Annotated in this window: 12 protein-coding genes; 1 reads left to right on the forward strand and 11 read right to left on the reverse strand. The window is 42.1% G+C overall.

The window, feature by feature from the left end; genetic code table 11:
• Positions 1-590 precede the first annotated feature (590 nt).
• Positions 591-1,700, reverse strand: coding sequence for a cation diffusion facilitator family transporter (locus tag G601_RS0117320; RefSeq protein WP_026666077.1), 1,110 nt, complete (start codon positions 1,698-1,700; stop codon positions 591-593).
• Positions 1,701-1,796: 96 nt separating this feature from the next.
• On the opposite strand from G601_RS0117320, the gene G601_RS0117325 reads away from it, so the two are divergent.
• The gene (locus G601_RS0117325) at positions 1,797-2,399 is read left to right on the forward strand and encodes an NUDIX hydrolase (RefSeq protein ID WP_051205989.1); all 603 of its coding nucleotides are present in this window, start codon (positions 1,797-1,799) and stop codon (positions 2,397-2,399) included.
• Here the strand turns inward: G601_RS0117325 and G601_RS0117330 are convergent.
• From G601_RS0117330 to G601_RS0117380, 10 genes are all read right to left on the reverse strand, one after another.
• Positions 2,392-2,934, reverse strand: coding sequence for a hypothetical protein (locus tag G601_RS0117330; RefSeq protein WP_026666078.1), 543 nt, complete (start codon positions 2,932-2,934; stop codon positions 2,392-2,394). The two genes, G601_RS0117325 and G601_RS0117330, sit on opposite strands and share 8 nt — an antisense overlap.
• 65 nt (positions 2,935-2,999) lie before the next feature.
• On the reverse strand, positions 3,000-3,557 hold the full coding sequence (locus G601_RS0117335; protein WP_026666079.1) for a hypothetical protein: 558 nt from the start codon (positions 3,555-3,557) through the stop codon (positions 3,000-3,002).
• Positions 3,558-3,746: 189 nt separating this feature from the next.
• A complete protein-coding gene (gene mnmA / locus G601_RS0117340; RefSeq protein ID WP_026666080.1) occupies positions 3,747-4,826 on the reverse strand; it encodes a tRNA 2-thiouridine(34) synthase MnmA in 1,080 nt (359 codons plus the stop codon).
• 52 nt (positions 4,827-4,878) lie between these two features.
• Positions 4,879-5,163, reverse strand: a complete 285-nt coding sequence (locus tag G601_RS0117345; protein ID WP_242834441.1) for a metal-sensitive transcriptional regulator — start codon at positions 5,161-5,163, stop codon at positions 4,879-4,881.
• Positions 5,164-5,194: 31 nt separating this feature from the next.
• Complete coding sequence (locus tag G601_RS0117350; protein ID WP_026490983.1) at positions 5,195-5,944, reverse strand: energy-coupling factor ABC transporter ATP-binding protein; 750 nt, start codon at positions 5,942-5,944, stop codon at positions 5,195-5,197.
• Positions 5,945-5,957: 13 nt separating this feature from the next.
• Positions 5,958-6,731: a cobalt ECF transporter T component CbiQ gene (gene cbiQ / locus G601_RS0117355; RefSeq protein ID WP_026490984.1), complete on the reverse strand. Its 774-nt coding sequence runs from the start codon at positions 6,729-6,731 to the stop codon at positions 5,958-5,960.
• 59 nt (positions 6,732-6,790) lie between these two features.
• Positions 6,791-7,798, reverse strand: a complete 1,008-nt coding sequence (locus tag G601_RS0117360; protein ID WP_026666082.1) for an energy-coupling factor ABC transporter permease — start codon at positions 7,796-7,798, stop codon at positions 6,791-6,793.
• A gap of 447 nt (positions 7,799-8,245) precedes the next feature.
• Positions 8,246-10,165, reverse strand: a complete 1,920-nt coding sequence (locus G601_RS0117370) for a YgiQ family radical SAM protein (protein WP_026666083.1) — start codon at positions 10,163-10,165, stop codon at positions 8,246-8,248.
• The gene (locus G601_RS0117375; RefSeq protein WP_026666084.1) at positions 10,162-11,466 is read right to left on the reverse strand and encodes an aminotransferase; all 1,305 of its coding nucleotides are present in this window, start codon (positions 11,464-11,466) and stop codon (positions 10,162-10,164) included. The genes G601_RS0117370 and G601_RS0117375 overlap by 4 nt, the downstream gene beginning before the upstream one ends.
• 116 nt (positions 11,467-11,582) lie before the next feature.
• Positions 11,583-12,812 carry an EAL and HDOD domain-containing protein gene (locus G601_RS0117380; protein ID WP_026666085.1) on the reverse strand — a complete coding sequence of 410 codons (1,230 nt, stop codon included), beginning with the start codon at positions 12,810-12,812 and terminating at the stop codon, positions 11,583-11,585.
• Positions 12,813-12,891 lie beyond the last annotated feature (79 nt).

The following is a 12,891-nucleotide window of genomic DNA, read 5'->3' on the forward strand; positions in this document are numbered from 1 at the left end:
ACTACGTAAATCGCGCTTTAAGAATTTCTTAAGATTGTGTTCGATACAAACTCATTAATTTAGTGTTATACTCTTCGCCGGGTGCTGCCTTAAAATGCGGTAGCGGTCAGTCCTTTGCCGGAGTTATCCGAGAACTTCCGATCCCGGAGGTGATCATTATGGAAAATATGTGGGAAAGGCTCGAAAGAGATAGGTGTTTGAATTAATACTTGAAATCACAGGTATTGTAGTCACAATTATCGGGATCATTGTGACCATCATCAGTATCTGTGTTACACTACTTAAAGATAAACATCAAAAATGACCGCACAGCTCGGGATAGTTGACGGTCATTTTTTTGATTAACAACTATAAACGGGACTGACCGCTATCGGCAGTACCTTTAATAAAATAATAACATATCTATAACATATTTCAACGCGTATAGTAAAAATCCCTCCATTATTCAACCCACTTTGCGCTCGCCAGAACGAAGTAGTACACCAGGCTCGAAAGAACCTCGCTAAGTAAAGATGAAGTTCTGCTCTCGCTGGCGCTCGCCAGAACGAAGTAGTACACTAAGCTCGAAAAAACCTCGCTAAGTGATTACTTCAGTCGCTGAAATCTCGGTCCATATTTATTTTGTAATCATATTGAGGATACAGTACTTTTAATTCGGAAATCACATCTTCATGTAGCTTTTGTTTATCCTTTACCTTGAAGGAAACTACCATATCAAACGCTACTATATTTTTGATCTCGTCAAGATAAAATCCGTGAATCTGCTTTATATTTTCATGCTTGTTTATTATGCTTCTTACTATCTCATTCCTAAGTTTTCCTGCAGCTGAGCTGTCTGAGTTCTGGGAATAGATACTTATTCCCTCGATTGCAACTCCATGCTTCTCATATACTTTTGAAGCTATCTCTCTCTGCAGCTGGTCGAGTCTGTAAATAGTGATGTTTTCAGGAACCTCTATATGCACTGACCCGATATATCTGTCCGGTCCGTAGTTGTGAAGAAGAAGGTCATAAGCTCCCTGAACCTCAGGAAATGATGCGATCGTCTTCTTTATCTCACTGGAAAGCTCAAGATCAACTCTCTCACCAAGAATAAGTGATAAGTTATCGCGGAGCATTTCTAGGCCGGCCTTAATGATCACAAGTGAAATAATTGCGCCAAGCCAGGCTTCAAGACTTACATGTGTAAATATAAAAATAATTGCAGCAACAAGGGTGGATGCTGAAATAACAGAATCCAGCTTTGCATCTTCACCGGAAGCCACCAGTGATTCTGAATTAACTTTCTCTCCTACCTTTTTTACATAGGTTCCAAGAACAATCTTCACTACAATTGCAACCGCAACGATAATAAGGGATGCCGTCTGGTAATTGGGAAGTTCAGGATTGATAATCTTTTTTATTGATTCAACAAGCGAAGTTATACCTGCGTAGAGAACGATCACAGAAATCAGTGCTGCACTAAGATACTCGATACGTCCATATCCCAGCGGATGCTTCTTATCCGGCTCTTTTCCCGCAAGCTTGGTTCCAATGATCGTGATTACGGAAGATAATGCGTCACTTAAGTTATTTACCGCATCAAGTACAATCGCAATTGAGCCTGATAATATGCCCACAGCTGCCTTGAAGCCAGCAAGAAGCATGTTAGTGATTATTCCAATAATACTTGTTTTTATAATGGTGGTATTTCTATCCATGATGTTAATCCCCTTTGATGTAAAATAGATTTATATAAGGATTATACACATTTGTATCTGTTGTGTGAAATTGTTTTTGTCGCTTATAATTGGAATATGAATACAAAAGAATTGCTAGAAAAAATCAGAAACAACACAAAAGAAGACATGATTCCACCAAAGAGCTCAGCTGTGATAATTCCACTGGTTGAGATATCCGGTGAGATTCATGTTTTATTTGAAGTGCGCTCCCCTGCCCTTAAATTCCAACCTGGAGAGGTATGCTTTCCAGGAGGCAGAATCGAAGCTGGCGAAGCGCCAATGGATGCTGCTCTTAGGGAGATTAGCGAGGAGCTTCTTATCGATTCCGGTAAAACAGAAATAATAAGCTCTCTAGCACCACTGTTTGGCCCTACGGGTTCACTGGTTTACCCCTATGTCGCTCTTTTGCATGATTACAAAATGACATATTCTACTGATGAGGTAGCAAAAGTATTTACCTATCCTATCTCATTTTTTAAGGAGCATCCTGCTAATCGATATCCTATGCAGAAACCAACAATTCCTCCGGACAATTTCCCATTTCAGAAAGTGACCGGAGGAACTGATACTTACAATTGGCATGTACAAAAATATGATATGTGGATATATGAAGATACCGATCCTGTTGTCTGGGGCTTTACAGGAAGGCTTCTCCACGCATTTTTAGAGCTTATCTGATAATATCCGACTCTGAACCAATATTATTTACGCAGTCATAGATAACTTCACCATTTTTGCAGTATATAAGAGCCGTACCGGGATTCTTGTCATCAACAACGCAGATGCTAAAATCCATACCAAATTTCTGATAATACGGTGCATATACCTCTGTAACCTGCCTCATTGTATCAACTACATAGTTCCAGCTGTCTATGTACTGACTATCTTCCTTGGCAATTTTTGCAAACTCTCCAACGTCTTCGAATGCAACCTCTGCAAGTGCATAATCATCTCCTGTTGTAAATTTCACCTCTGCATTCTCATCACTCTTCATCAGTCCTTCGGTGAATTTAATGAGTTCCTCCTTGGTAAAGGAATCCAACGCGTCCGCGCCCTCAGTGATAATCTCCTCTTCAGTTAATTCTCCGGCTATAGGCTCTGTTACACTCTGAGTGCTGCCTTCAATAGCATATACCTTAACAGCAGGTGCCATAACCAGTGACATCATAATAGCTAAAACTGAAGTCGCTACTAATTTCTTGCTAATTGTCATAAATGTTTACCTCCTTCTCCTAAAAAAGGCACAGAGATACATCCCCATGCCTTAAATTTTCAATATCATCTGCCTACCTTTTCTATATCTGATTCGCCGTCGTTTACTATGTCATATATCTTCTGTCCATTGCAGGAATAGATCAGGACCTTATCACGGTCTGAGTCATCAACTGCATAGAGATGAACATTCATATCAAATTTCTTATATAAGTCATAGTAAACTCCTGTGACGTCGCTTATGCCATCAACCACGTTATCCCATGACTCTTTATACGCGCTGTTGTTCTTTGCCAGCTCAGCAAATTGGGCAACATCATTAAAGCTGACCTCGATTGAAATATAGTCTTCTCCAACGTTAAATACGCAATCGGTACTGCCATCACCCTTCATCTGCTCTTCGGTAAACTTGATGAGCTCCTCGCGATTCATATTTTCGGCTATAGCTCTGGGGCTAAGCTCTACATCCTCTTCAGTAGTCTCTGCATCTATCTCAATAGCAGCTTTTTTAGTATCTCCACTTACGCTTCCTTCTATAGCGTATGCCTTAACAGAAGGAGCAAATACAAACGACATCATAATTCCAATTATTGAAGCAGCAACAAATCTCTTATTTATAGCCATAGAAAACCCTCCATAAATAACTCTTCTTCAACACCTTAATTATATGAATCGCTGTTGTTACATACTATAAACACCATATAAAATCCCACTGACAATGATTTTATATATCAAAAAAATGCACGAATCCTGAAATTAAAATTCAAAAATCCCAAGATCCGTGCACTATTGATCGCAATATGGTATTTAATCCTATTCTCTCTGGATTATGCCGCCGCCAAGGACAATATCACCGTCATATAAAACAGCTGACTGTCCCGCTGTAATAGCTCGCTGAGGCTCGTCAAAAAGTATACGCGCCACTCCCCCTTCCTCTGCAGGAAGTGTAACCGTAGCAGGCTGCTCTTTATGTTTATATCGTATCTTAGCGCTGCATCTGATATCACCCTCAGGCATCTTACCGGTTATCCAGTGGAAGTCCTTCACGATAACCTCTCTCTCAAAAAGGTCCTCATTATCTGACAGAACCACCTTGTTATTCTTTATATCAAGCTTGGTAACATAGAGCCTTCTGTCAGCCGGAACGCCCAGTCCGCGGCGCTGACCGATGGTGTAGTTGATTATTCCGTTGTGATGTCCAAGAACATTGCCATCCTTATCAACAATATCGCCGCCGGGATATTCCTTACCCCTGTAACGTTTTATCATGCCGGCATAATCACCATCCGGAACAAAGCAGATATCCTGAGAGTCGCTCTTATGAGAGGTCACAAATTCATTATTCTCTGCAATCTGTCTCGCTTCCGTCTTAGTAAATTCACCAAGCGGGAAAACGGTATGGGACAGTTGTTCCTCTGTAAGGTCATATAAAACGTAGCTCTGATCCTTGTTAAGGTCAGCGGCTTTTTTCAGATAAAAATGTCCGTCCTTCTCTTCAATTCTCGCATAATGACCTGTGACGATATATTCACAGTCAAGCTCCTTAGCCTTTTTATAGAGAATATCAAACTTAAGATACTTGTTGCATCTGATGCAGGGATTGGGTGTCTCTCCTCTCTCATAGCTGCATACAAAGGGCTCTATTACATTATCTATGAATTCCTTTTCATAATGAAAAATATGATAGGGTATCCCAATCTTCTCAGTGACTGCCCTGGCATCGTCAGTGTCCTTCTTGCTGCAGCAGGTTCCGAAAAGATCCTCACCTATCATATCGTTCTCATATAAGCGCATTGTACAGCCTATGCAGGAAAAGCCTCTCTCCTTCATAAGTTCTGCCGCAACGCTGCTGTCTACGCCACCACTCATGGCGATAAGTGCTGTCTTACTCATATTTCCTCATTTCCAAAATAGCCGTCTCAAAGTACCGACATATAACCAGAGGTCAGATGAATTTCTGTACTGCCTTCTGGAATTCCTCAACTGCAGTCATGTCACCGTCCTCAAGGGCATGCACAATGCAATGTGACATGTGCTCGTTGATTATCTCTTTGCCAAGGCTTTTAAGGGCTGAATTAACTGCAGAGAGCTGCATAAGTACATCTGCGCAATCCTCATCCTCTTCGATCATGGCCTTTACATGGTTAAGATGGCCGATCGCCTTGCTGAGTCTGTTTAATTGTTTTTTCTTCTCCTCCGGGGAGTGATAGTGGGCGTGTTCGTGTATCACGTGTCCCTCGTGGTTGTGTGTATGTTCGTGGCTACTCATATTTTTGATACCTCAACGGAAGCTCAAGTCCGTGTGCTTCTAATAATTCCTTATCCTTAAGTATAACATCTGCGCTGTCATCTGCGACAATCTTTCCGTCATGAAGAAGAATAATCCTGTCACAGGTATCCATTATAAAATCAAGATCATGAGATGCAACTATCTTAAGGCAGGTAAGCTCGTTCAAAATCCCTATAAGATTGCGCCTGTTTCTGGGATCAAGTGCTATTGACGGCTCATCCATCAGTATTATATCAGGCTCCATTGATAAAATGGTGGCTATTGCAGAAAGCTTCTTTTCACCACCAGAGAGCTTATAATTCTGCTTTTTTCGAAGGCTCTCAATGTGAACCTTTTTTAGAGCCTCTGTCACGCGGCTCTCCACCTCTTCCTTTGTAAGGCCATAATTCCTTGGACCAAAAGCCACGTCCTCTTCAACAGTAGCCATAAAAAGCTGACTGTCGGAGTCCTGAAAGACATATCCTATATGCTCTCGTATATGATTCAGGTTAGCCTTGTTTACAGCATGTCCTGCAACCTCGAGCTTGCCTTCATAATCAAGATATAACCCCACAAGAAGCTTTAACAGGGTTGATTTACCTATTCCGTTTGCTCCTATGAGTCCTATTTTCTCGCCGTCCTTAGCATGAAGATTAATATCAAAAAGGACCTGGTGGCTCTTTTCATAAGAAAAGTTCAAATGTTCAATTGTCAGTAGTTCGCCGTGAACACCGGTATGCATAAATCCACCTCTATCACAAAGCTATTAAGTGCCTGATAATCACAAATATCAATATCCAGGTAACAGTATATACTATATCAATTGGTTTCGCCTTTATTTTTTCCTGATCAAAATCGCCCTTGAAGCCGCGAAGCAGCATACTCTCATAGACGATTCCGGCACGGTCCATACTCCTTATGAGCCACATTCCAACAAGTGTCCCCCATGCACTGTAGTGGATACCGTTCTGACGGGGAGCGCGGAGCTTATAAGCGGTAATTATCCTGTCAGCTTCCTCACCCATGATGTAAAAATATCGTTCTATCAAAAGTATGACAATAACTATTATCTTGGGTACATGGATCATCCGAAGTGCCTGACAGAGCTTTTCAATTGAAGTCGTAGCGATCAGAATATACGCTGCCAGAACGGAATAAAAGCCCTTAAGCATAAGCGTCAGCATTGATATCACACCACCTGAAACACCAATCTCTCCTATATAGAGTACGATGTCCGTATCAAAAAACGGATTCAGAATTCCAACGAAGATCACCAGTGGAAGAATAAGCCTCATTCGGTATATACCCTGCCTTATGGACAGTTCTCCCACAATAAAACCGAAAATAGGATATGCTGACATCAAAATAAGTGGTGCCATTTCATACTTCCCAAATGATACCACTGTAAAAATATACAAAACGCTAACAAGCAGCTTCCCCAGAGGATGTAGGTCATTCATCCAGTGAGAACGCTGCCATAGCTCTTGTATCTTCTGAAATTCGTGTAGCTTTTTTTCGATTGAATCCATTAAACCTCATTCACGAAGATCCTCTCTCCCACATGAGGATAATAAAGTCTCTTCGATTATTATACAGTCTGCTGATCTGCACCCTTCTTCTTGAAGAATCTGAATGCATAGCAGGCGCCAACAAGAATAGCCACTACTACAAGGGCACCAACTATTCCCGAGAAGCTGGTTCCTGCAGCAGCCTCGCTGTTTTTAAATGCATAATCAGGAAGAAGTGATGTTGCGCTCTGAATGCTGTCAGCAATCGCATAAGCTCCGCCTTTTGCCTCAAGTTCAGTGGTTCCTGCAACCTTCTCCATGGACCACTCAAGACCATCCGGGAACGCTGAAGCAAAGAGAGAAACGATACCGCCACAGATAGCAGCTGCAACTCCAAGTACGATAACAGTTGTCTTAAGTGAGAGCTTACTCTCTTTTTTCTCCTCACCTACGCCCCATAAAAGCTCAGGTCTTGCTTCATTAACAAAGATAAGCACTGCTGCTGTTATAAGGCCTTCAACAAAGCCGATAGCAAGGTGAATCGGCTGCATGGTTGCTAAAAATACTCCGAAGGGAAGCTCTGTAATACCTGATGCAAGTGTCTCAAGAGTAACTGAAAAAGCTCCAAGCTGAAGTGTCAGAACGCATCCTAATATAGAAGCAAGAAGAATTTTGCCTCTTGTAGCTCCCTTTTTCATAATGGGCTTCCATATAAGCAGCGCCCCTATAAAGCACCCGTAAAAGGCCATATTCCAAACATTACACCCAAGCGCCAGCAGTCCGCCGTCAGCAAATAGCAGACACTGGACAAGCAGTACTCCTATCATGGTAAGGAATCCGGCATAGGGGCCAAGGAGAGATGAAAGCATCATGCCTCCGCAGAGATGTCCTGATGATCCGGTTCCGGGTATTGTAAAGTTAAGCATCTGAGTAGCAAAAACAAACGCACCCATAACTCCCATTACAGGAATTTTCTTAGGATCATTCTCCTCTCTGACCTGCTTAATTGAATAAGCAGCAGCTCCTGTAGATAATACATACATTGTCCCCGCAACAGCAGGTGATACCAAAGCATCCGCCATGTGCATAATACAAATCCTCCGTATATTTGAATTGTTTAAAATTAGCTTTATCTTAGAAACTGGTAGTATCCATGTCAGTTCCAGGGATAAGTATAATCATACATAATATTACTTACAAGCCCCCCAGGGGGTTATTAAATCTTGTATATTGTATGCAAAAAATTCAGTTACTCATACAATTCAATCATATTTAAATGGTATATTTGCATTATGTGATATGTTTATGATTTTATTATATTTTGTTCAAACTTTCCTTAGAATTATAATTGTTCTTTTAGGCTTCGGACATACTTTGGACAAATATAATCGCTATTATAGACTTATCAGAAGTGAGAACTTCTGACTCCCCCAACAAAACTTTTTTCATACCAGAGCCGTCAGATTCCCCATCTGACGGCTCCTCCTCCGTTTAGGGATAAATTAGTTACTCCGGAGCCTTTGCTCCGGAGTTTTTTATTTTCTCCTTCCGGATTTTCTTCTATTGTTTGACCTGTTAGCTTTAGGTGCATTCTTATTTGTATTCTTATTCGTATGCTTGGAATTATTATTTGAAGCTTTAACCGGCGGTTTATCAGATGGTTTTCTCGGTGGGATCAAAAACTGCGGTCCAAATCCGATAAGATCCTCTCTATGCTCCCGGAGTAGTGCTTCCTTTACAAGATCATAGTTCTCAGGTCTTCTAAACTGAATAAGTGCTCTCTGCATGGCCTTCTCATGAGGGTCTCTTGCCACATAAACAGGCTCCATGGTCAGCGGATCAATTCCCGTGTAGTACATACAGGTTGATACAGTTCCAGGTGTAGGATAAAAATCCTGAACCTGCTCAGGGCTAAGTCTGTGCTTACACAGATATTCCGCAAGGGCTATAGCATCCTTAAGGGTGCTTCCCGGGTGGGATGACATAAGATAAGGTACTGCATACTGCTGCAGTCCTATCTGCTTGTTTACCTTATCGAATTTCTCAATAAAGCGGTCGTATACCTTTACCTTGGGCTTACCCATTTTTTCCAATACGTTATCTGATATATGCTCAGGAGCAACTCGAAGCTGGCCGCTTATATGGTGCTTACATAGCTCTCGTAAAAATGTGTCATCCTTATCTGCCAGCAGATAGTCAAATCTGATTCCGGAACGCACAAATACCTTCTTCACTCCGGGTAGACCACGAAGCTTCTTAAGGATACTGAGGTAGTCACTGTGATCCACCTCCATGTTTTTGCACACTTCAGGGTGGAGGCACTTTTTATTCGGGCATGCTCCAACCTTCATCTGCTTTTTGCAGGCAGGCTTCCTGAATTGGGCTGTAGGACCTCCCACGTCATGGATATAGCCCTTGAAGTCCTTCTCTTCCAGGAAAACCTTAGCCTCACGGATTATGGAATCATGACTTCTGCTCTGGATGATACGTCCCTGGTGGAAGGTCAGGGCGCAGAAATTACACTCACCAAAGCAGCCTCTGTTGGAGGTGATGGAATACTTGATCTCGTTGAAAGCAGGAATACCTCCTGCCGCATCATAAGAAGGATGCCAGGCTCTAAGATACTCTCTCTCATAAACGTCATCAAACTCCTGCTGGGTAAGAGGCCTTGAGGGCGGATTCTGTACCACATAAAGACTTCCGTCGTAGGTCTCGTAAAGTCTTTTTCCATTAAAGGGATCCGTGTTTCTATACTGAATGCTGAAGCTCTCAGCGTATTTCTTCTTATCTGTTTTAATCTCTTCGAAGGAGGGAAGCTTTATGGCATCATAGATATTCTCTTCATTTCTGGTCTTAAAGACAGTTCCATTAATGAAGGTTATATCAGCCACATCAAGCCCGGAGGCAAGAGCATCTGCTATCTCAACGATACTCACCTCTCCCATTCCATAGGATATGATATCCGCTCCGGAATCAAGAAGGATCGACCTTCTAACCTTATTAGACCAATAATCGTAATGGCCAAGTCTCCTGAGGCTCGCCTCAATTCCGCCAACGATAATGGGCTCGTGCTTATAAACCTTCCTTATGAGATTACAATAAACGATCGTCGCATAGTCAGGGCGGCGTCCCATCTCTCCGCCGGGGCTGTAGGCATCAGTCTTTCTTTTTTTCAGGGCAACCGTATAGTGGTTAACCATGGAATCCATGTTACCTGCTGATACCAGAAAACCAAGTCTGGGAGTTCCGAGAACTGTTATGCTCTTTTCATCCCTAAAATCGGGCTGACAAATAAGGCCCACGCTATAACCGTGAGCCTCAAGTGTTCTTGTAATAATGGCCGCACCAAAGCTTGAGTGGTCTACATAAGCATCACCGCAAACATAGACGAAATCAAGCTGGTCGATACCACGTTCTTTTAAGTCTTCCTTACTGAAAGGAGGAAACCAGTTCATGCCTTCTCTGCCTCATCCATTTCCTTTAAAAGCTTGGTTGCATAAACGAGCTTTACGCAAACTGTGAATATTTCCATAGCTGTGCGAAGATCTGAAAGTGAAGGATATGTGGGAGCAATTCTGATATTGCTGTCCTTAGGATCCTTCTTGTAAGGGAAGGTCGCACCTGCACCTGTCATTGTTACACCGGCCTTCTTAGCTCTGTCAACAATAGCCTTGGCACAGCCCTCGGGTGCATCAAAGCTGATGAAGTAACCACCATTAGGTCTTGTCCACTCACCAATATTGTAAGGAGCAAGGTCTCTGTCGAGAATCTCTAAAACTGCTTCAAACTTAGGTCTGATAATAGCAGCATGCTTTTTCATATGCGCCTTCATTCCTTCGAAATCGCCAAAGTATCTTACATGACGAAGCTGGTTAACCTTATCGTGTCCGATGGTCTGGTTAGTGAGCTGCGCCTTGATCTCCTCGAGGTTGTTAAGAGATGTAGCGATAGCTGCTATACCACTTCCGGGGAATGTGATCTTGGAAGTAGATGAAAACTTGTAGACCATATCAGGACTTCCGGCCTTCTTACACTCCTCAAGAATCTCGATCAGGTAATCCTGATGATCATCGTAAAGGTGGTGAATTCCGTATGCGTTATCCCAGAAAATACGGAAGTCTCTTGCAGCAGGACGAAGTCTTGCAAATCTTCTTACTGTCTCATCTGAGTATGAATAACCCTGAGGGTTGGAATACTTAGGCACGCACCAGATACCCTTGATAGCCTCGTCGCTTGATACAAGCTTCTCAACTACGTCCATATCAGGACCTGTAGGTGTCATCTCAACCGGAATCATCTCAATTCCGAAGTACTCTGTAATAGCAAAGTGCCTGTCATATCCGGGAACAGGGCAAAGGAACTTAACCTTATCAAGCTTGCACCAGGGTGTGTTGCCCATGATACCGTGAGTGTATGCTCTTGATACTGTATCGTACATAACGTTAAGAGAAGAATTACCATAGATAATAATATTCTCAGGCTTATTCTCCATCATTGCACCGATAAGCACCTTAGCCTCATGGATACCATCAAGAACACCGTAGTTACGGCAGTCAGTTCCATCCTCGCAGGACAGATCAGCCTCAGAATTAAGTGTATCCATCATTCCCATGGAAATATCAAGCTGCTCGTGGCACGGCTTACCTCTTGCCATGTTAAGAGTCAGATCCATGTCCTGGAATCTCTTGTATTCAGCACGCAAATTAGCAAGTTCTTTTTCAAGTTCCTGCTTTGTCATCTCCTTATAATCTTTAATCATAATTTAAAAGCTCCTCACTTCGATTTAAACTGCTAAAAATTATACAACATTTCTGTATCAAAAAAAATAGCCAACGCATAATTATGCGTTGGCTAAATATACATTTCAGATAATTATTTGATAGGATCAATGAGATCCCTATACCACTTAAGTGCATCGGTATATGCCTTATACACTGCATCCATCTCCAGATTCTCAAGAATCATAAGTCTGGATACTTCCTGCCATGAAGCATTTTCATATTCAAACATAAGCTGCATAATAGGCCACAGATCACCGCTTCTGCGAAGAAGAACATCCTCGATCTTCTTTGATACATGAACCAGCTTAAGGGATTGCTCCATGGTCTGGTCGAGCATTACATCGAGAAGTGAGAACAGTCCGGCAAGGAACAGCTCAGCTGCAAAGCCCTTTACCTCGTAGCACTCTGCAAGATTCTCTGCGAATTTTGCACGTACCATTGATATACGCATGATCTCACTGGGCTTATCTGAGCAGAGCTCCTTTGTAACCGCAGTGTTGATCCACCTCTTCAGCTCCTTCTGACCGAGCATTGCAGCCGCATGTCTTACGGATGTGATCTCGGAGTTGATGGTAAGGTGATTAACCATCTCAAGAAGTGAAATTACAAGAGCGGGGTCTTTTCCGATAACGTCAGCAGCATCCTGCAGATCAAAATCAGGATTGTTAACCACGTTCAAAAGCTCTATGTAGGTCACCTTCAAAGGTGCTACTGACTTTTCTGATTCTTCAACGGGTAAACGGAAGAAATTACCCTCGTAGAGATCATAAGCACCGTCAGATGCAAGTCTCTCATAATCTTCCTTGGTGTCCACACCTACAGCACAGAGCTTAATATTGGGATATGCTCTGTTGAAATAAATTCTGGCGCTGCGGATATTGATTTTCCTGTGATCCAAGAGAATATAATCACACATATCGAGAATAGGCTTATAGGTCTCAAACTGATTACCTGCAAGCTTACGGATTGCAATCTTATATCCCTGACCACGAAGATCCCATAATCTGGACAGATATGGCTCCTCCGGAAGGACGGAAGTATCAAGCAGTAACACTATGATATCCTTGGGAGCTTTGCATTGTTCTTCTATATTGGCAAAAAGTGAAATGTTGGTTATCTCAACAAATACTTCTTTTCCACCTGAAAGTACAGATGTCCCGATACTTTCAACAATATCGAGTCCAACAATATTAACAACATTATCGAGGAAACCAGTGCCCATGAGATGGGGATGCATCAGATGATTATCTCTTTGCGCAAAAACAGAATATGCGCAAACCTTCATTTCATCATCAAACAATGGAATAAGCGAAGCAAGCATTACATTACTCCTTTCGAACAGTCTCGAATATCGTAAAAATATGTCTGTTAATTTATTATATCATCACAAAATAGTATAA

Origin of the sequence: Butyrivibrio sp. FC2001 (assembly GCF_000424125.1) — a bacterium.
Taxonomy (GTDB): Bacteria; Bacillota; Clostridia; order Lachnospirales; family Lachnospiraceae; genus Butyrivibrio.